The organism is Marinobacter sp. DSM 26671 (assembly GCF_900112835.1).
Lineage (GTDB): Bacteria > Pseudomonadota > Gammaproteobacteria > Pseudomonadales > Oleiphilaceae > Marinobacter > Marinobacter flavimaris.
In genome coordinates this window covers 141450-160068 of record NZ_FONF01000006.1, presented here as the reverse complement: position 1 = coordinate 160068, position 18619 = coordinate 141450, and the positions used below count along the sequence as shown (strand labels likewise).

Annotated in this window: 19 protein-coding genes; 16 read left to right on the top strand and 3 right to left on the bottom strand. The window is 57.0% G+C overall.

Annotation, left to right across the window (positions count from 1 at the left end):
* Nucleotides 1-20: 20 nt before the first annotated feature.
* The 3 genes from BM035_RS08945 to BM035_RS08935 form a co-directional block, all read right to left on the bottom strand.
* Nucleotides 21-2486 (bottom strand): efflux RND transporter permease subunit, encoded by a 2466-nt coding sequence (locus tag BM035_RS08945; RefSeq protein ID WP_092031225.1) that lies wholly within the window; start codon nucleotides 2484-2486, stop codon nucleotides 21-23.
* A gap of 2 nt (nucleotides 2487-2488) precedes the next feature.
* Nucleotides 2489-3490, bottom strand: coding sequence for a WD40/YVTN/BNR-like repeat-containing protein (locus tag BM035_RS08940; protein WP_092031224.1), 1002 nt, complete (start codon nucleotides 3488-3490; stop codon nucleotides 2489-2491).
* 259 nt (nucleotides 3491-3749) lie between these two features.
* The gene (locus BM035_RS08935) at nucleotides 3750-5453 is read right to left on the bottom strand and encodes a sigma-54-dependent Fis family transcriptional regulator (RefSeq protein WP_092031222.1); all 1704 of its coding nucleotides are present in this window, start codon (nucleotides 5451-5453) and stop codon (nucleotides 3750-3752) included.
* A gap of 369 nt (nucleotides 5454-5822) precedes the next feature.
* Here BM035_RS08935 and BM035_RS08930 point away from each other — a divergent pair, with 369 nt between their 5' ends.
* The 16 genes from BM035_RS08930 (at nucleotide 5823) to BM035_RS08855 (ending at nucleotide 18609) form a co-directional block, all read left to right on the top strand.
* Nucleotides 5823-6083 (top strand): phenol hydroxylase subunit, encoded by a 261-nt coding sequence (locus BM035_RS08930; protein ID WP_092031221.1) that lies wholly within the window; start codon nucleotides 5823-5825, stop codon nucleotides 6081-6083.
* Between the two features lie 57 nt (nucleotides 6084-6140).
* On the top strand, nucleotides 6141-7142 hold the full coding sequence (locus tag BM035_RS08925) for an aromatic/alkene monooxygenase hydroxylase subunit beta (protein ID WP_092031219.1): 1002 nt from the start codon (nucleotides 6141-6143) through the stop codon (nucleotides 7140-7142).
* Nucleotides 7139-7408: an MmoB/DmpM family protein gene (locus tag BM035_RS08920; protein ID WP_092031217.1), complete on the top strand. Its 270-nt coding sequence runs from the start codon at nucleotides 7139-7141 to the stop codon at nucleotides 7406-7408. Before BM035_RS08925 ends, BM035_RS08920 begins: the two co-directional genes overlap by 4 nt.
* Before the next feature lie 14 nt (nucleotides 7409-7422).
* On the top strand, nucleotides 7423-8958 hold the full coding sequence (locus tag BM035_RS08915; protein WP_092031216.1) for an aromatic/alkene/methane monooxygenase hydroxylase/oxygenase subunit alpha: 1536 nt from the start codon (nucleotides 7423-7425) through the stop codon (nucleotides 8956-8958).
* Between the two features lie 72 nt (nucleotides 8959-9030).
* On the top strand, nucleotides 9031-9390 hold the full coding sequence (locus BM035_RS08910) for a phenol hydroxylase subunit P4 (RefSeq protein WP_092031214.1): 360 nt from the start codon (nucleotides 9031-9033) through the stop codon (nucleotides 9388-9390).
* A gap of 10 nt (nucleotides 9391-9400) precedes the next feature.
* Nucleotides 9401-10462: an NADH:ubiquinone reductase (Na(+)-transporting) subunit F gene (locus BM035_RS08905; RefSeq protein WP_092031212.1), complete on the top strand. Its 1062-nt coding sequence runs from the start codon at nucleotides 9401-9403 to the stop codon at nucleotides 10460-10462.
* Between the two features lie 14 nt (nucleotides 10463-10476).
* A complete protein-coding gene (locus BM035_RS08900) occupies nucleotides 10477-10800 on the top strand; it encodes a 2Fe-2S iron-sulfur cluster-binding protein (protein WP_092031210.1) in 324 nt (107 codons plus the stop codon).
* An 11-nt stretch (nucleotides 10801-10811) separates the two neighbouring features.
* On the top strand, nucleotides 10812-11735 hold the full coding sequence (locus BM035_RS08895; protein ID WP_092031209.1) for a catechol 2,3-dioxygenase: 924 nt from the start codon (nucleotides 10812-10814) through the stop codon (nucleotides 11733-11735).
* Nucleotides 11736-11781: 46 nt separating this feature from the next.
* Entirely contained in the window at nucleotides 11782-13239 is a 1458-nt protein-coding gene (locus BM035_RS08890; protein WP_092031207.1) for a 2-hydroxymuconic semialdehyde dehydrogenase, read from the top strand.
* A 7-nt stretch (nucleotides 13240-13246) separates the two neighbouring features.
* Complete coding sequence (locus BM035_RS08885; RefSeq protein ID WP_092031205.1) at nucleotides 13247-14107, top strand: alpha/beta fold hydrolase; 861 nt, start codon at nucleotides 13247-13249, stop codon at nucleotides 14105-14107.
* Nucleotides 14107-14892 (top strand): 2-oxopent-4-enoate hydratase, encoded by a 786-nt coding sequence (gene dmpE, locus BM035_RS08880; RefSeq protein WP_092031204.1) that lies wholly within the window; start codon nucleotides 14107-14109, stop codon nucleotides 14890-14892. Before BM035_RS08885 ends, dmpE begins: the two co-directional genes overlap by 1 nt.
* A 26-nt stretch (nucleotides 14893-14918) precedes the next feature.
* The gene (locus BM035_RS08875; RefSeq protein WP_062783127.1) at nucleotides 14919-15854 is read left to right on the top strand and encodes an acetaldehyde dehydrogenase (acetylating); all 936 of its coding nucleotides are present in this window, start codon (nucleotides 14919-14921) and stop codon (nucleotides 15852-15854) included.
* 13 nt (nucleotides 15855-15867) lie between these two features.
* Nucleotides 15868-16905, top strand: a complete 1038-nt coding sequence (dmpG, locus tag BM035_RS08870) for a 4-hydroxy-2-oxovalerate aldolase (RefSeq protein WP_092031202.1) — start codon at nucleotides 15868-15870, stop codon at nucleotides 16903-16905.
* Complete coding sequence (dmpH, locus tag BM035_RS08865; RefSeq protein ID WP_069182675.1) at nucleotides 16902-17696, top strand: 2-oxo-3-hexenedioate decarboxylase; 795 nt, start codon at nucleotides 16902-16904, stop codon at nucleotides 17694-17696. Before dmpG ends, dmpH begins: the two co-directional genes overlap by 4 nt.
* A gap of 9 nt (nucleotides 17697-17705) precedes the next feature.
* On the top strand, nucleotides 17706-17897 hold the full coding sequence (locus BM035_RS08860) for a 2-hydroxymuconate tautomerase (protein ID WP_092031201.1): 192 nt from the start codon (nucleotides 17706-17708) through the stop codon (nucleotides 17895-17897).
* 151 nt (nucleotides 17898-18048) lie between these two features.
* On the top strand, nucleotides 18049-18609 hold the full coding sequence (locus BM035_RS08855; protein WP_175497371.1) for a hypothetical protein: 561 nt from the start codon (nucleotides 18049-18051) through the stop codon (nucleotides 18607-18609).
* The last annotated feature ends 10 nt before the right edge of the window (nucleotides 18610-18619 follow it).

The window sequence follows — 18619 nt, the reverse complement described above, 5'->3', positions numbered from 1 at the left end:
TTCTGGAGCCTGGCCCCGGGTCACGCCCGGGACGCGGCTCCGGCTACGTATCCATCACTTTCCCGGCTGTTGTCGGTTGGTGAGGGAGTTGGTTCGGGACGTTGACTGTCGGCGTGGAGAATGCCGTCCTCGTCCGCGTAGACGTTGGTAATGAAGCGGGGTTTGAACACCAGCACCCAGGAGGGCACCAGCAGCATGGCGGCGATGCCGTTGATCACGATCATCACGCACAGCAGCATGGCGGCGTCGGACTGGAAGCGCAGGTCAGAGAAAATTACCCACATGATGATGCCGGCCATCAGGGTGAGCGCGGTGAAACTGATGGCCATGCCGGTAGTGGCGATGGCCCGGCGTACCGCTTCGCGCAGCTCGCCACACTTGGCCATCTCCTCGCGTATGCGATCCATCATGTAGATGGAGTAATCAATGCCGACGCCGATACCCACGGCGATCACGGGTACGGTATTGATATCGATGCTCAGTCCGTAAAGGCCCATGTAGGCGTAGGTCAGGGTGGTGGCGAACAACATGGCCAGCAGCATCATCAGCCCGGCATGCCAGGACGTGTAGAACAGCATCACGAAGGCGAAGATCAGCAGGAAGACCAGGGGCAGAACGATCATGTTGGTGTCGAATGCCGACTCGTTCATGGCTGCGGCAACGCCGAGGGTTCCGCCGGCCAGCCGGATGGTCAGTCCCTCGACGCTGTCACCGTTTTCGGCGATCCATTCCTTGGCCATGTGAATGGCCCGGCGGATGGTTTCGCCCTGGCGGTCCTTGTAGAAGAACACCAGATTGGCGACACGGTCGTCGGTGTCATTGAACTCATCCAGGGCGCCGGGAATCGGGCTTGAGGCCATGTAGGTAAACATCAGGCCGCCCACATAGCGCTGATCGTGGGGAATCTGATACCAGCGTGGATCGTCGTTATGCATCAGCCGGTTTACCTGCTTTACCAGGTCGGGCAGACCCTTGGATCCGCCAACACCGGGATCGGTGAGCATGTGGGCCTGGAAATCTGACAGTGCCTTGAGGACTTCCGGCCGCTTGAGGCCGCCTTTCTCGTCGGTTTCGGCGATGACATACAGTTCCTCGGAGCCGGGGAAGCGGTCATTCACGACGCGGGATGAAATGTTGTAATCGTGGTCCGGATAGAGAATTGGAGACCCGGGCTCCGAGTCCCCGATCTGGACGTTGGATGCCGCAAGAACACCGGCACCCATCACAACAGCCGCAGCCGCCAGTACAACTTTTGCCCGTCCTGGGCGGGTGACGGTGCGTGAGCAGCTGCTGCCGATATAACGCAGGGCCGTTTCGCGCATCTCGGCGTTTTTCGGTGTGGGCAGGATCGAAAGCAGCAGGGGCACACCGATCAGAACCGTAAATACGACGGTGATTGCCCAGAGAGAGGCATAGATCCCCAGGTGGGTGTTCAGGGGAATCGAGCCAATGGCGATCAGTGACAGGCCGATGGCATCGGACACAACGCCCAGGGAGCCGGGGCGGAACAGGCTGTCAAAGGTAGCTTTGGCCGCCTTCGGTCCCTCGCCCAGCTCGCGGGTTTCTGAGTAATACCGTTCTACCAGTTGAACACCGTGGCTCATGGCCCGGGCCGCAATCAAAAAGGGGATGACCAGCCCGAGCGGGTCAAGGTTGTACCCGAGCAGGCTGATGATCCCAAGGCCCCAGATCGTGGAGATCAGAACGCCGCCCAGGGGAATCAGCACCCCATAGGCCTTGCGGAAATGGAACACCAGCAGTGCCAGCATGGCCAGAACGGTGAAGATGAAGATCTGCAGGATCTGGTCCATGTAGGTGTAAGCCCAGCCCACCAGCACCGGCTGTCCGGTGGCGTAGATGGTGATGCCGCTGCCCGCTTCTGCTTCCCGTAGTTCCTGAAGCTGGGCAAAGGTCTGCTCATAGTCGAGTTTGCCCTCAATCAGCTGGGCTTTGACCAGTGCCATCTTGAAGTCGGGGGACACCAGGGGGCCGTAAACGCGGGGGTTGGCGGCGACGGCTGCTCTCATCTCCGCCAGGGCTTGCGACGAGTACTCGCCGCGGGTGGAGTCGTAGTAGGGCTCTGAGTTGATACTGCCGACTTCCGTGAGCCAGATTTCGCGGGAATTCCGGTGGGTGACGCTGGTGACCAGGTTGTGGTTTACGCCGGGGAGGCTGTCGACCGCCTGGGTTACCCGGTCGATGGTTGCCAGGTTCTCATTTGAAAATATGTCGCCTTCGGCGAATTCAACACCGACCACCAGAACGTTGGCGCCGCCAAAGTCGTCCTTGATACTGTTGTGCAGCTCAATGTAGGGGTGCTGCTGCGGTAACAGATCGGCGAAGTCCGTGAAGATTTTCAGCCCCGGAATCCGCAGCGCGAAAACCAGCGTCAGGATGGCGATCAGCGACAGGACCTTTCGGGGGTTTCTGAAAATCCAGAGTTCCAGCTGATGCAGGAAATGCGTGAATCTGTGCAGTCCGGCCATGATCAGTTACCTCGGTTGTTGCTGGCCACTGAGGCCACGGGAATGTCGAGTTGAAGAAGCAGACCCCGGCCGCCGGCTGCCAGCAGCTGGTTGTTGGCCAGAACCACGCCGTCGCGCAGGTAAAGGGGCTGCTTGGGGGTCTCAAGGCCTGTCCAGCTGCCTCCGGACAGCGCGAGAACGGTCGCGTTGTCTCCCAGGGCAAACAGGGCATTGCCCGCCTTGACGAAGCCGAACACCGGCATGCTGGTGTCGGTAGGCTGGCGGTCCCAGGTTTCTCCGCCGTCGGTGGTGTGGTAGATGAAACCGTTCAAACCGCCAACCCAGCCTTCGTCTGCTGATGCGAAGTAAGCTGCATGGGGATAGAATTCTTCCGGTAGATAGCCGGCGTAATCCCAGGTCTCACCACCATCCAGGGTTTTCAGAACCAGGCCGTATTCACCGGTCGCAAGTGCCGTTTCCGGATCAAGGAACTGGAGGTTGGTGAGAATGGCGTCCTCATTCAGGGAGGTTTCCTGCCAGGTCGCCCCCTGATCCGATGAACTCTGCAGCGTGGTGAAACTGCCGCCAACCCACCAGGTGCCGTCGGGCGCGCAATCGGCGGTCATCATCTGCTCCTGGCTGGGAAGCTCATGGGCGGTCCATTGGGTACCGGCAGGGTTCCCGTGCCAGAGTTGATTATTGAAAGTCAGGGCGATGAAACTGCCGTCCGGGCAGGTATCGAGGGAAAGAAAACTCTCGGTGGTTTGCACCGGGACACGTTGCCAGTCCGCACCGCTGTTCTCGCTCACCAGAAGCGCTCCGTTATTGCCGGCGATGGCGACGATTTGGTCGTTCTGGGCTACAGATTGGAAAAAGTCGGTTCGCTGAATGGCTTGCTGGGACTGCTGCCTTACCGCTTCAAGATTCAGCGGCGCCTCGCAACCGGTTAGCAGCAGTGCGGACAGTCCGGCAAGGATCAACGGGGTTGGAACTTTGCCGCGTGGGCATTCCATGGGGTATGGCATGTTATGTCACCGTCTTTGTTTTTGTGGAAAAGCGACTGACGGTGGTTCAGCAACGGCTGTGCCAGAACGGATTTAAACGATCTAAGCTAATGAAAATACTATTAAAAATGCTTTTTGCTTGGCAGGTTTTCACTTTCGATGACGTGGGATCACAGCGTTGATTTTTATCAAATGATCAAGCGGTGGGCGGGGTTGTCCATTTCGTCATAGTCGGTGTGAAGGAGGTGCAACTTCCATGTCGCAGATACTCTTTGAAGAATCAGCTTTCCGCGAGAATGCCAGTCTTTTTAAGGCGATAGGCGAGAGCGGGACGGGTCAGGCCTAGAATTCGAGCAGCCCCTGAGACATTCTGGTTTGCCTGTTCCATGGCCTGCCGCATCAGCGTTTCTTCCACTTCTTCCAGGCTGATTCCGCTGTTGATGATATGATTAGACCAGCTTACCTCCTCGCAGGCAGACTGGTCGACGCAGACATTACCGTCTGCATCGATTCGTTCTATGGACACCGGCTCCGATGGAGGAGGCGAGACGAACAGGGCATCCTGACTGATGGATTCGTTGTTGTCGGTCAGGATGACACCGCGCTCGATGACATTCTCAAGCTCCCGTATATTGCCCGGCCACTGATAGGCCATGCAGAGGGCGAGGGCTTTGTCCGATAAACCCAGAGTGCGTTTTTCATACTGGGCGTGGAACTTTTCCAGGAAGTGGCCAGCCAGCAAAGGCAAATCTTCAAGTCGTTCCCGCAACGGTGGGATTTTTACCGGGAAAACGTTCAGGCGATAAAACAGGTCGGCTCTGAAACGGCCGTCTTCGACTGCCTGTTCAAGACTCTCGTTGGTGGCGGCTATCACTCGAACGTTGACCTTTCGGGTGCGATTGTCGCCCACCCTTTCAAGTTCACTTTCCTGTAATACTCTGAGCAGAGTGGCCTGGGCTCTGGGGGTGAGCTCCACAACCTCGTCCAGAAAGATTGTTCCACCGTTGGCGCGCTCGAAACGCCCTTCTCTCGACTGATTTGCACCTGTATAGGCGCCTTTTTCAACGCCGAAGAGTTCCGCCTCGATCAAGTCAGGCGGAATGGCCGCGCAATTCACGGCGATGAAGGGGCCATCAGCTCTTGCGCTCCGCAAATGGACACTGCGGGCTATTACTTCCTTGCCGACGCCGGTCTCGCCGAGTAGAAGTACCGACACCTTTCCCTGTGCGGCCTTGTCAATCATCCGGCACACCTTGTTATAAGATGCGGACTGGCCAATGCCGTAATACTGGCCTTCTTGCCGTTGAAAGGAGCTTCGCAGGGAGTTCAATTGTTCCTGGAGATCGTAAAGCTCTTCGATGATCGGATCGGCTTTGAAGTAGCGGGAAAACTCTTTCCCGTCCTTCCATTGCTCGGCAGGTTTACCCTCAATCATGCACTTCTCATCGCCACAGCCCCGGCAGCTGACTTCCCGGAAGATGATCTCCCGGCCCATGAACGATGAGGTATAGGCGCAGGCATACCCCAGCAGTACCCAGCAGGCCGGTTCTTTCATAAGACCCAGCTCGGTCTTGCAGATCTCCACTTCCCAGGAGTCGATCCATTCGAAGCGTCCGTAAAAATCTCCGGTTTCCTGGTCCAGATCGATCTCCAGGGGAACGACTTTTACCATACCCTTCAGTGAGTGAAGTTGCGGACCGGCCAAAAAAATATCCAGCTCACTGCAATGAGGCCTCAGCTTGCGGGCCAGCTCAGCATCCTTGAGCCCAGAGAGATAGCCAAGCCTCAGGAAGAATCCCTTGGCTCTCTCAATGCCCATGCTATTAACGATCTCGCGACGGAATGCTGCCAATGAACTGAGATTCATCAACAGCATACGCTGTTCGCCAAACCAGATTTTGCCCTCCGTGGATTGAAACTGGATCTGGTCCTTGAGATCCCTGAAGTCTGAATAACTCAGCTGTGGCTTGTAGCTTACAGCCATGGTGGTTACCCCTTTTGTTGTTGTCGGCGGGGACTGCTCTTTTCGGAGAGCCTGTTGGCATTTCGCTTAAATAGTTAATACCTGATCGATGTCACAAATCAACCAAATGATAAAAAACTGCTTGCAGCGGGGCGAGATCAGAGCGTCTCAGCATTTGGTTATTCGGGCGGCAAAAATTGATCATTTAGTAAAAAGATAGCCGCGAAAGCAGCAGGCACTCTCCAAGTTCTATTCACGCTGATTCATTTCTAATAACTGATAACTTTATTAAAAACAGTTGGATGGAGATTGGCGTTCGACTTTTGGACGGGTTTGGCACACGCGTTGCTGTTCCCCTCCCAGACAACAACAAACCCAGTGGTGCAAATCATGACCAGCGAGACACAAGCCAAATCCTTTGACGAGATGACCCGCTATATCCGGGTCCGCAGCGAGCCGGGCGACAAGTTCGTGGAATTCGATTTTGCCATCGGTCACCCGGAGCTGTTCGTTGAACTGGTTCTTCCCAGGGACGCTTTCGAAATTTTCTGCAAGCACAACAACGTGGTCCATATGGACTCCGACATGATCCGCCAGATTGATGAAGACATGGTCAAGTGGCGGTTCGGTGAACGCGGAGAGCGTTACTGAACGGCAGCGCAAAACCCACATCACTCTGATCCACAAAAACAAAACGGAAAGGTTGATATGAGTATTGAAATCAAAACCACTTCGGTGGAGCCCATTCGTCACACCTACAGCCACATTGCTCGCCGTTTCGGTGACAAGCCGGCGACGCGCTATCAGGAAGCAAGCTACGATCTGGAGGCGAAAACCAACTTCCATTACCGCCCCCAGTGGGATTCCCGGTACGAGCTCAATGATGATCGCCGTACCGCCATCCGCATGGAAGACTGGTACGCGGTGTCTGATCCCCGCCAGTTCTACTACGGCGCGTACGTGGGTAACCGAGCAAAAATGCAGGAAGCAGCCGAGACCAGCTTCGGTTTTTGCGACAAGCGCAACCTGCTGACCCGGCTCCCGGAAGAAACCCAGAAACAACTGCTGCGCCTGCTAGTGCCACTGCGCCATGTTGAGCTGGGCGCCAACATGAACAACAGCAAGATTGCGGGTGATGCGGTAGCCACCACCGTTTCACAGATGCACATCTACACCGCGATGGACCGTCTGGGTATTGGCCAGTATCTGTCTCGCATTGCTCTGATGATCGACGGCAGTACCGGTAAGGCACTGGACGAGTCCAAAGGCTATTGGATGGATGACGAGCTGTGGCAGCCCATGCGCAAACTGGTGGAAGACACCCTGGTGGTTGACGACTGGTTTGAGCTGACTCTGGTACAGAACATTTTGCTCGACGGGCTCATGTATACCTTGATTTACGACAAGATGGACGCCTGGTTCGAGAGCCAGGGCGCGGAAGACGTGTCCATGCTCACCGAGTTCATGCGGGACTGGTACAAAGAGTCACTGCGCTGGACCAACGCCATGATCAAGGCCGTGTCGGGTGAGAGTGAAGCCAACCGCGAACTGCTCCAGCAGTGGATCGACAACTGGGAACCCCAGGCCTACAGCGCCCTCAAGCCACTGGCCGAAGCCTCCGTCGGTATTGACGCCCTAGATGAAGCTCGGGCGGAGCTTTCTACCCGCCTGAAGAAATTCGGACTGCAGAGTCGGGGAGTCTCAGCATGAGCCAACTTGTATTTATTGTGTTTCAGGACAACGACGACTCTCGCTATCTCGCCGAAGCGGTTATGGACGATAACCCTCATGCGGAACTGCAGCATCAGCCGGCGATGATTCGGATCCAGGCGGAGAAGCGCCTGGTGATGAACCGGGAAACCATGGAAGAAAAGCTCGGGCGCGATTGGGACGTTCAGGAAATGCTCATAAATGTCATCAGCATTGGCGGCAATGTCGATGAAGACGATGACCACTTCATTCTTGAGTGGAAATAATTGGGAGAACCATCATGGCAGTTCAAAACAAGAAATTGAATCTCAAAGACAAATACCAGTATCTGACTCGCGACATGGGCTGGGAACCGACCTACCAGAAAAAGAAGGACATTTTTCCGGACGAGGACTTTGAAGGTATCAAGATCACCGACTGGTCCCAGTGGGAAGACCCGTTCCGTCTGACCATGGATTCTTACTGGAAGTACCAGGCGGAAAAAGAGAAGAAGCTGTACGCCATTTTCGATGCGTTTGCCCAGAACAACGGCCACCAGAACATTTCAGATGCTCGCTACGTCAACGCTCTGAAACTGTTCCTCACCGGTGTGTCGCCGCTGGAACATGCGGCCTTCCAGGGTTATGCCAAAACAGGTCGTCAATTCAGTGGTACCGGTGCGCGGGTGGCCTGCCAGATGCAGGCGATTGACGAGTTGCGTCATTCCCAGACTCAGCAACACGCCATGAGCCACTACAACAAGCACTTTAACGGCCTGCACGATGCCGCACACATGCACGACCGGGTGTGGTTCCTGTCGGTGCCCAAGTCGTTCTTTGACGATGCCCGTTCTGCTGGCCCGTTCGAGTTCCTGACCGCCATTTCGTTCTCGTTTGAGTATGTGCTGACTAACCTGCTGTTTGTACCGTTCATGTCGGGTGCGGCCTACAACGGTGACATGGCCACCGTCACCTTCGGTTTCTCTGCCCAGTCAGACGAAGCACGACACATGACCTTGGGCCTGGAGGTGATCAAGTTCATCCTCGAGCAGCACGAAGACAACGTGCCCATCGTTCAGCGTTGGATCGACAAGTGGTTCTGGCGTGGTTTCCGCCTGCTCAGCCTGGTCAGCATGATGATGGACTACATGCTGCCGAACAAAGTCATGTCCTGGTCTGAGGCCTGGGAGGTGTACTACGAGCAGAACGGGGGTGCCCTGTTCAAGGATCTCGAGCGTTACGGTATTCGTCCGCCCAAGTACCAGGACGTCGCCAACGATGCCAAGCACCACCTGAGCCACCAGTTGTGGACCACCTTCTACCAGTACAGCCAGGCCACCAACTTCCATACCTGGATCCCAGAGAAGGAAGAGATGGACTGGATGTCGGAGAAGTACCCCGACACTTTCGACAAGTACTACCGCCCGCGTTACGAGCATTTGGCGAAAGAAGCCGCTGCTGGTCGCCGGTTCTACAACAACACCCTGCCGCAACTGTGCCAGGTGTGTCAGGTGCCGACTCTGTTCACCGAGATGGGTGCGCCCACCAAACTCAGTCACCGTCAGTTGAAGTACGAAGGCGAGCGTTACCACTTCTGCTCTGAAGCTTGCTGTGAAATTTTCGAGTTTGAGCCGGAGAAGTACATCCAGGCATGGCTGCCGGTGCACCAGATCTACCAGGGTAACTGTGAAGGTGCAGACGTGGAGACAGTGGTGCAGAAGTACTACCACATCAACATCGGCGAGGACAATTTCGAGTACCTGGGTTCTCCGGACCACAAACGCTGGTTGTCTATCAAGGGTCTGAAACCGGCCGACGAGGAGAAAAACGCAGCCTGATATTGATTCGGGAATCGTCCGGCTGCCGTTGGCGCCGGGCGATTGGCCCACAAAAACAACAAGGTGACCACTATGACTGTTAACGCTTTATACGACTACAAGTTTGATGCCAAAGACAAGGTTGAGAACTTCCACGGCATGCAGCTGCTGTATGTCTACTGGCCCGACCACCTGATGTTTTGCGCACCCTTCGCGTTGCTGGTGCAGCCGGACATGACCTTCCGCGCCTTGGTGGACGAGATCATCAAACCCGCCACTGCGTCGCACCCGGATTCTGCCAAGGCGGATTTTCTGAACGCGCAATGGCTGCTGAATGACGAGCCTTTTACACCGAATGCCGAGGCCAGCCTGACCGACAACGGCATTGATCACAAAAGCATGCTGACGGTCACAACACCTGACCTCAAAGGCATGGCTGGCGTCGGATACTGAGGGTAGAGCTATGAGCCACACCGTAACTATCGAACCCATTGGCGAGCAGATCGAAGTGGAGGAAGGTCAAACCATCCTCGCGGCGGCGCTCCGCCAGGGAGTCTGGTTGCCGTTTGCCTGCGGTCACGGCACCTGCGCTACCTGCAAGGTGCAAGTGCTTGAGGGCGACGTCGAGATCGGTGACGCCTCACCGTTTGCTCTGATGGATGTCGAGCGGGATGAAGGCAAAGTTCTGGCGTGCTGCGCGACGGTCGAGAGCGACGTCACCATCGAAGCCGACATTGATGTTGATCCGGATTTTGAAGGCCATCCTGTCGAGGATTACGCCGCCACCGTCACCGACATCGTGGACTTGTCGCCGACCATCAAGGGTCTGCACCTGAAGCTGGACCGGCCCATGACTTTCCAGGCCGGTCAGTACATCAACATTGAGCTGCCAGGCGTCGACGGCGCGCGGGCCTTCTCTTTGGCCAATCAGCCCAGCAAGGCCGACGAAGTGGAACTGCACGTTCGCCTGGTCGAGGGCGGCGCGGCCACCACTTACATTCACGAGCAGCTGAAAGCCGGCGATGAACTGAAGTTGTCTGGTCCCTACGGCCAGTTCTTCGTGCGCAGCTCCCAGCCGGGCGACCTGATATTCATCGCCGGTGGCTCAGGGCTGTCCAGCCCGCAATCGATGATTATGGATCTGCTGGAGCAGAACGACGAACGCAAGATCGTACTGTTCCAGGGTGCACGTAACCAGGCTGAGCTTTACAACCGGGAATTGTTTGAAGCCCTCGATCGTGACCATGACAACTTCACCTATGTGCCGGCGCTGAGCCAGACCGAGGATGATGCCGACTGGAGCGGATACCAGGGCTATGTGCACGAAGCCGCCAAGGAACACTTTGATGGCCGATTTGCCGGCAACAAAGCCTACCTGTGTGGCCCGCCACCGATGATTGATGCCGCCATTACCGCATTGATGCAAGGCCGGCTGTTCGAGCGGGACATCTTCATGGAGAAATTCCTGACAGCGGCCGACGGTGCGGAAGAAACTCAGCGTTCAGCCCTGTTCAAGAAGATCTGACCGGGAGGTGGGCCATGGCCGGATTCCAGGTAAGCAACCGGACAACCGGCGATCACTTCAGCTGCCAGGAGGGCCAGAGTGTCCTCAAGGCAATGGAGCTTGCAGGTAAGAAGTGTGTCCCGGTCGGGTGCCGTGGCGGTGGCTGCGGTTTCTGCAAGATTCGGATTGTAGAGGGTGATTTCGAGTGCGGAAAAATGAGCAAAGCCCACGTACCGCCCGAGGCCATCGATAAGGGCGAGGTTCTGGCCTGCAGAATCTACCCGTTGACGAACTTGATCATAGAGTGCGTGCCTCAGCCTGAGGCGGCATTTGAAGAGCAGACAACAACAAAAGCATAGAGGTAATTGTCATGAAAAAAGGTGTGATGCGTCCCGGCCACGTTCAGATTCGAGTTCTTGATCTGGAAGCAGCCGTCAAACACTACACAGACCTGATGGGGCTGATCGAAACCGACCGCGACGACCAGGGCCGCGTGTATCTGAAAGCCTGGACCGAAGTGGACAAATTCTCTGTGGTATTGGTTGAAGCCGATGAGCCGGGCTGCGATTTCATGGGCTTCAAGGTGGTGGACGAAGCCGCCCTGAACCAGCTCGAAAAAGACCTGGTTGATTACGGTGTTGAGGTTGAGCAGGTACCGGCAGAAGAGCTGAAAGACTGCGGTCGCCGCGTTCGCTTTACCGTGCCTTCCGGTCATGCCTTTGAACTCTATGCTGACAAGAAGTACACCGGTAAGTGGGGCGTATCCAGCGTTAACCCGGAAGCCTGGCCCCGTGGCCTGCAGGGCATGAAAGCCGTGCGTTTTGACCACGCTTTGTTCTACGGCCCGGAATTGGCTGCCGTGTACGACATCTTCGTGAACGTACTGGGCTTCCATCTGGCCGAGCAGGTACTGGACCCCGAAGGCACTCGTGTAGCGCAGTTTCTGACTGTCTCCATGAAGGAGCACGACGTGGCCTTCATCCACCACGAAGAGAAAGGCAAGTTCCATCACGCCTCTTTCTTCCTGGATACCTGGGAAGCCGTACTGCGGGCGGCGGATCTGATCTCGATGACCGATACCTCCATCGATATCGGCCCGACCCGTCACGGCCTGACCCATGGCCAGACCATCTATTTCTTTGACCCGTCTGGCAACCGCAACGAAGTGTTCTGCGGAGGTGACTATCACTACCCCGACCACAAACCCATTACCTGGAAAGCAGAAGACCTCGGTAAGGCGATTTTCTACCACGATCGCGTACTGAACGAACGCTTCCTGACCGTGTTGACCTGATTAGGAACAGGCCGACCGGGATTCAATTTAACAGGACTAGGCAGCCATGAAAGAATTCAAGCACTTTATCAACGGCGAATACGTGGCCTCGGCCAGCGGCAAAACATTCGAAAATCGCTCACCGGTGGACAATAGCCTGATTGGCCAGGTTCACGAGGCCGGGGAGGCGGAAGTCGATGCTGCCGTTCGTGCCGCTAAAGCCGCGCTTAAGGGCCCTTGGAGTAAGCTGACCCAAAAGCAGCGTGCCGCCATGCTAAACAAGATCGCGGACCGCATTAATGAGCGTTTCGACGAATTCCTGGCCGCAGAGTGTCTCGATACCGGCAAGCCACGTTCAATGGCCAGCCACATCGATATTCCCCGCGGTGCAGCTAACTTCAAGGAATTTGCGGATTCCATGAGTCATCCCACTGAGGGATTTCGCATGGAAACGCCCGATGCCAAGGGTGCAGTAAACGTAGGCCACCGGACACCCAAGGGCGTTGTTGCCGTGATCTCTCCATGGAACCTGCCACTGCTGCTGATGACCTTTAAAGTCGGTCCGGCATTGGCTTGTGGCAACACGGTCGTTGTGAAGCCGTCAGAAGAAACACCGGCCACGGCTACGCTGTTGGGCGAAGTCATGAATGAATGTGGCGTACCGGCGGGTGTCTTTAACGTGGTGCACGGTTTTGGCCCAAATTCGGCCGGAGCATTTTTGACCAATCACCCACTCGTTGATGCGATCACCTTCACCGGTGAAACCCGCACCGGTGAAATCATCATGAAAGCCGCCGCAGTTGGTCTGCGTAATGTTTCCATGGAGTGCGGCGGGAAAAACCCTGGCCTTGTGTTCGCCGACTGCGACCTGGAAAAAGCCGTGGAGGGCACGATGCGCTCTGCGTTTGTCAACTGTGGTCAGGTTTGCCTGGGCACAGAGCGGGTCTATGTAGAGCGCTCAATATTTGACCAGTTCCTCGCCCGTATGAAAGAAGAGGTGGCCAAGCTGAAACTGGGCCGACCAGAAGATCCCGATGCGAATTTCGGACCGCTGGTCAGCTTGGAGCATCGTGACAAAGTTAAAAGCTATTACGATCTGGCTCGCGAAGAGGGTGCAACCGTCGAAATTGGCGGAGGCGTTCCCGATATGGGCGCAGAACTGAATGATGGGGCCTGGATTGAACCGACTATCTGGACCGGCCTGCCTGAAGACGCCCGTGTTATCCGCGAGGAGATTTTTGGTCCGTGCTGTCACATCCGTCCGTTTGACACCGAAGAAGAAGCCATCGAATTGGCTAATGACACCAACTACGGTCTTGCCTGTGCCATCTGGACAGAAAATTCTGCCCGTGCTCTCCGCGTGGCGGAACAGATGGAAGTTGGTCTGGCTTGGGTGAACTCCTGGTTCCTGCGTGATCTGCGCACATCCTTCGGCGGCGCCAAACAATCCGGGCTTGGTCGTGAGGGCGGAGTACACGGTCTGGAGTTTTACACTGAAACCAAAAACATCTGCATCAAATTGTGAGGTAGCCATGAACGCATCTGTAGACAGCCCTGAAATCGGGCGTGAAATCACCGCGGCCGGCTACCGGACCAATGTACACGATCACGGCGAAGGTGGCTTCCCGCTGATGATGATCCACGGTTCCGGCCCAGGGGTAACCGCCTGGGCCAACTGGCGCCTGGTGATCCCCGAGCTGGCCAAACACCGCCGGGTGGTTGCGCCAGACATGCTCGGCTTTGGCTACAGCGAACGCCCGGAAGACCAGGTTTATAACCGGGAGCGCTGGGTGAAGCACGCCATCGGTGTTATGGACGAGCTGGGGCTCGAACAGGTCGATCTGGTCGGTAACTCCTTTGGTGGTGGTCTGGCATTGTCGTTGGCCATCGAGCATCCGGAGCGGGTTCGCCGTTTGGTACTGATGGGCTCTGCCGGGGTCAGCTTTCCGATCACCCAGGGTCTGGACGAAGTCTGGGGTTACCAGCCTTCTCTGGATGCCATGCGCAATTTGATGGATGTGTTTGCCTTCAACAAAGGCCTGCTGACCGAAGAACTGGCAGAAATGCGTTACCGGGCCAGCATTCGACCGGGCTTTCAGGAGTCTTTTGCGGCCATGTTCCCGGCCCCGCGTCAGCGCTGGGTGGACAATCTGGCCAGCCCTGAAGAAGCCATTCGTAAACTGCCCAACGAGACCCTGATCATTCACGGCCGCGAAGACGAAGTGATTCCTCTGGAAGCGTCACTCAAGTTGGCCGAACTGATTGATCGCGCCCAGCTGCATGTGTTTGGCCGCTGCGGCCACTGGACCCAAATTGAACACGCCAGCCGGTTTGCCCGTCTGGTCGATGATTTCCTGAACGAAGCGGATCAAGCCGCTGCCGGAGGTAAGTAATGGAACAGGCAAAGATCCAGGCGTTCGGTGACGAACTCTACGAAGCCATGATCAAGCGGGAGGCCGTGTCCCCGCTCACCAGCCGTGGTGAAGACATCAGAATTAACGATGCCTACCACATTTCCCTGCGCATGCTGGAACGTCGTCTGGCGGATGGCGCCTCGATTATTGGCAAGAAGATTGGCGTTACCAGCAAAGCCGTACAGAACATGCTCAACGTCCATCAGCCGGATTTTGGCTATCTCACCGACGACATGGTGTTCAACAGCGGTGAGGTCATGCCCATCAGCGACCGGCTGATCGCGCCGCGCGCAGAGGGCGAAATTGCCTTCATCCTGAAAAAAGACCTGACCGGTCCGGGCGTGACCAACGCCGACGTTCTGGCGGCTACGGAATGCGTGATGCCCTGTTTCGAGATTGTCGATTCCCGCATCCAGGACTGGAAGATCGCCATTCAGGACACCATTGCCGACAACGCTTCCTGCGGCCTGTTTGTGCTCGGGGACCAGGCGGTATCGCCTCGCAAGGTGGATCTGGTTACCTGCGGCATGGTCGTCGAGAAGAACGGCAGCGTGATCAGTGCGGGCGCCGGGGCAGCGGCCCTGGGCTCGCCAGTGAATTGTGTTACCTGGCTGGCGAACACGCTGGGTGAGTTCGGTATTTCCCTTAAGGCCGGCGAAGTCATTCTGTCCGGCTCGCTGGTACCCCTTGAGCCGGTCAAGGCCGGTGATTACATGCGGGTCGACATCGGCGGCATCGGTAGCGCATCCGTGCGCTTCGCATGACCGAAAAGAACAATGAGGAAAAGGCTATGAGCAAGAAAATCAAGGCAGCGATCATCGGCTCGGGCAACATCGGCACCGATCTGATGATCAAGATTCTGCGCAATGGTAAGAACATTGAAATGGGCGCCATGGTCGGTATCGATCCGGAATCGGACGGTCTGGCCCGAGCTGCCCGCATGGGCGTGGCCACCACCCACGAAGGCGTGGACGGACTGGTGAAGATGCCGGAATTCGCCGACATCGACATTGTATTCGATGCAACCTCCGCGAAGGCCCACATGCACAACGAGGTTTTTCTGCGCGGCCACAAGGAGAGCATCAAGATTATTGATATGACGCCTGCGGCGATCGGCCCCTACTGCGTGCCGGTGGTGAATCTTGAGCAGCAGCTTCAGGAAGGCAACGTCAACATGGTTACCTGCGGCGGCCAGGCCACCATTCCTATGGTTGCGGCGGTATCACGAGTGGCCAAGGCCCACTACGCCGAAATCGTTGCCTCGATTTCCTCGAAGTCCGCCGGCCCCGGTACCCGCGCCAATATCGACGAGTTTACCGAAACCACGTCCCGGGCCATTGAGGTGGTGGGCGGTGCCCAGAAGGGCAAGGCCATCATCATCCTGAACCCGGCCGAGCCGCCCCTCCTGATGCGCGATACCGTGTACGTGCTCTCCGACGCAGCAGACAAGGCTGAAGTGGAGGCCTCGGTGGAAGAAATGGTCCAGGCCGTAAACAGCTATGTGCCAGGCTACCGCCTGAAGCAGAAAGTGCAGTTTGATGACATCCCCGAAGACCAGCCCATGAACGTTCCAGGCCTGGGTCGCTTCAGCGGCCTGAAGACTTCCATCTTCCTGGAAGTGGAGGGCGCGGCCCACTACCTGCCGGCCTATGCAGGCAATCTGGACATCATGACCTCCGCCGCTCTCGGTACCGCCGAGCGCATCGCCGAATCGCTGGTCAACTGAGGAGGATATTCCCATGACATTCAACCCCGGCAAAAAACTCTACATCTCCGACGTCACCCTGCGCGACGGCAGCCACGCCATCCGCCACCAGTACTCCATCAAGAACGTGCAGGACATCGCACGGGCACTGGACAAGGCGAAGGTCGACAGTATTGAAGTGGCCCACGGTGATGGCCTTCAGGGCTCAAGCTTCAATTACGGCTTCGGCGCCCACACTGATCTGGAGTGGATCGAGGCGGTGGCGGAAGTGATCGAGCACGCCAAAATCGCCACCCTGCTGTTGCCCGGCATCGGTACCGTCCATGACCTGGACAACGCCTACTACGCCGGTGCCCGGATTGTGCGTGTGGCAACCCACTGCACCGAAGCTGATGTCTCGAAACAGCACATTGAACACGCCCGCAAGCTGGGCATGGACACCGTCGGCTTTCTGATGATGAGCCACATGCAGACACCAAAAGGGTTGGCAGAGCAGGCCAAGCTGATGGAAGACTACGGCGCCACCTGCCTGTACGTCGTCGACTCCGGCGGCGCCATGAACATGAACGACATCCGGGACAGGTTCCGGGCACTCAAGGATGTGCTCAAGCCGGAGACCCAGACGGGCATGCATGCTCATCACAATCTCGCGCTGGGCGTGGCCAATTCCATTGTTGCCGTTGAGGAAGGTTGTGACCGGATCGATGCTTCCCTGGCCGGCATGGGTGCTGGCGCCGGCAACGCACCGCTGGAAGTGTGCATTGCGGCCTTTGACAAGATGGGCTGGGAGCATGGCACGGACGTGTACGCCCTGATGGACGCGGCCGATGACATTGTGCGCCCCTTGCAGGACCGCCCGGTGCGGGTGGACCGCGAGACCCTGGCCCTGGGCTATGCCGGTGTCTATTCCAGCTTCCTGCGCCACTCCGAAGTGGCGGCGCAGAAATACGGCCTGAAGACCGTGGATATTCTGGTGGAACTGGGCAAACGCCGCATGGTGGGTGGCCAGGAAGACATGATTGTGGATGTGGCGCTGGATCTGCTGGCGGCACAGAAGGAGCAGAACGCATGAGCAAGACATTGAGCCGTGAACAGGTCCTGGCCCTGGCAGAACATGTGGAAAACGCCGAGCTGCAGGCCCATGACATCACCAAGGTCACCAACGACTTTCCGGATATGACCTTCGAGGATGCCTACGATGTGCAGTGGGAAATCCGCCGTCGCAAGGAAGCCCGTGGCAACAAAGTCGTTGGTATGAAAATGGGCCTTACCTCCTGGGCCAAGATGGCCCAGATGGGTGTGGAGACCCCGATCTACGGATTCCTGGCCGATTACTTCAGCGTGCCGGATGGTGGGGTGGTGAACACCAAAGAACTGATCCACCCGAAGATTGAGGCCGAGATCGCCTTTGTGACCAAGGAACCGTTGAAAGGCCCTGGCTGCCACATCGGCCAGGTTCTGGCCGCCACGGATTTTGTGATTCCCGCGGTGGAGGTGATCGACTCCCGTTACGAGAACTTCAAGTTTGACCTGGTGAGCGTGGTGGCGGACAACGCCTCATCCACCCGGTTTATCACCGGCGGTCAGATGGCGGATGTTGCCGACGTGGACCTGAAAACCCTGGGTGTTGTGGTCGAGAAGAACGGTGAAGTGGTGGACGTGGGTGCCGGCGCCGCGGTTCTGGGCCATCCGGCTTCCAGTGTCGCCATGCTGGCCAATCTGCTGGCTGAACGAGGCGAACACATCCCGGCTGGCACCTTCATCATGACCGGCGGTATTACCGCAGCCATCACGGTTGAGCCCGGTGATAACATCACGGTCCGATATCAGGGCCTGGGTACGGTATCCGCTCGATTCGAATAAGGAGTTTTTATGCCTGTCGCCCAGATCAACATCCTGGAAGGCCGGTCTGATGAGCAAAAGGAAGCGCTCATCAGGGAGGTCACCGACGCACTTTGCCGTTCGCTAGGGGCGCCTGTAGAGAGTGTCCGGATCATCATCAATGAAATGCCGAAGCAGCATTTCGGTATCGGTGGTCAATCCGCAAAGAAGCTGGGGAAATAAGCCCCGGCCTCTCGATAGGCCAGTTTTGGAGGACATCGTGGACAAGCTGCCGGTGTTATTTGTCTCTTGTGATGCACGAAGCCTGGAAGCTCAGCGACAGGCTGGCTCCGGACCAGCGCGGATGATCTGGGGGCAGAGTGTCAGGAGTGTTTTGCTGTTAAGCACGGACACAAGTCTCCAGGCGCCGTTGGTCACCCACCTGAAAGGCGACCATGAGCGTTCGGAGCGTGTCTTTTCTCTGCTCAGTGCCCGGGGCTTTGCACCGGCTATTCAGAATGAAACGTCGGAGGGGAGAGAGAATTTTCTTCGGGCGTTGCTTTCCGAAGAACCGGCGGATCTCAGTGAACTCCGACTTAATACCGGCATGAGTGAAGGAGAGTACCGCCTTGTCGGGCAATGTCTGGAAACCATTCGTGAGCAGGGAGTTCTCGTGATCTGCCTGGACGACAAGCGCGAAAGCCGGGTATCGCTGCATGACCGACACCTGCGGGAAATGATCAGTGGCTGGGTTCAGGACCAGCAGTGGGGTGCTGCGATCTCCTTCAAGGGCGGCCAGTCCGGTAACAGGCATCACCGTAAATTGGAAGATCCAACCGTGTGCCTCCTGAACGCCGCGTTCACGCTTGGCGGATGTAAGTTCCCACAGCGGATGTTTAGCAGCGGTATGAATAATGCCGGCCAGATGCTGTCCGGATTTGGCTGGATGAGGTAGTGGCCATAGC

Excerpts from the sequence above, each read along its gene's own strand:
- BM035_RS08905 (WP_092031212.1), top strand. The coding sequence starts at position 9,401 with ATGAGCCACACCGTAACTATCGAACCCATTGGCGAGCAGATCGAAGTG.
- BM035_RS08885 (WP_092031205.1), top strand. The coding sequence starts at position 13,247 with ATGAACGCATCTGTAGACAGCCCTGAAATCGGGCGTGAAATCACCGCG.
- BM035_RS08930 (WP_092031221.1), top strand. The coding sequence starts at position 5,823 with ATGACCAGCGAGACACAAGCCAAATCCTTTGACGAGATGACCCGCTAT.
- BM035_RS08915 (WP_092031216.1), top strand. The coding sequence starts at position 7,423 with ATGGCAGTTCAAAACAAGAAATTGAATCTCAAAGACAAATACCAGTAT.
- BM035_RS08935 (WP_092031222.1), bottom strand. The coding sequence starts at position 5,453 with ATGGCTGTAAGCTACAAGCCACAGCTGAGTTATTCAGACTTCAGGGAT.
- BM035_RS08860 (WP_092031201.1), top strand. The coding sequence starts at position 17,706 with ATGCCTGTCGCCCAGATCAACATCCTGGAAGGCCGGTCTGATGAGCAA.
- BM035_RS08895 (WP_092031209.1), top strand. The coding sequence starts at position 10,812 with ATGAAAAAAGGTGTGATGCGTCCCGGCCACGTTCAGATTCGAGTTCTT.
- BM035_RS08910 (WP_092031214.1), top strand. The coding sequence starts at position 9,031 with ATGACTGTTAACGCTTTATACGACTACAAGTTTGATGCCAAAGACAAG.
- dmpE (WP_092031204.1), top strand. The coding sequence starts at position 14,107 with ATGGAACAGGCAAAGATCCAGGCGTTCGGTGACGAACTCTACGAAGCC.
- BM035_RS08945 (WP_092031225.1), bottom strand. The coding sequence starts at position 2,486 with ATGGCCGGACTGCACAGATTCACGCATTTCCTGCATCAGCTGGAACTC.
- BM035_RS08900 (WP_092031210.1), top strand. The coding sequence starts at position 10,477 with ATGGCCGGATTCCAGGTAAGCAACCGGACAACCGGCGATCACTTCAGC.
- BM035_RS08940 (WP_092031224.1), bottom strand. The coding sequence starts at position 3,490 with ATGCCATACCCCATGGAATGCCCACGCGGCAAAGTTCCAACCCCGTTG.
- dmpH (WP_069182675.1), top strand. The coding sequence starts at position 16,902 with ATGAGCAAGACATTGAGCCGTGAACAGGTCCTGGCCCTGGCAGAACAT.
- BM035_RS08920 (WP_092031217.1), top strand. The coding sequence starts at position 7,139 with ATGAGCCAACTTGTATTTATTGTGTTTCAGGACAACGACGACTCTCGC.
- BM035_RS08925 (WP_092031219.1), top strand. The coding sequence starts at position 6,141 with ATGAGTATTGAAATCAAAACCACTTCGGTGGAGCCCATTCGTCACACC.
- BM035_RS08890 (WP_092031207.1), top strand. The coding sequence starts at position 11,782 with ATGAAAGAATTCAAGCACTTTATCAACGGCGAATACGTGGCCTCGGCC.
- BM035_RS08875 (WP_062783127.1), top strand. The coding sequence starts at position 14,919 with ATGAGCAAGAAAATCAAGGCAGCGATCATCGGCTCGGGCAACATCGGC.
- dmpG (WP_092031202.1), top strand. The coding sequence starts at position 15,868 with ATGACATTCAACCCCGGCAAAAAACTCTACATCTCCGACGTCACCCTG.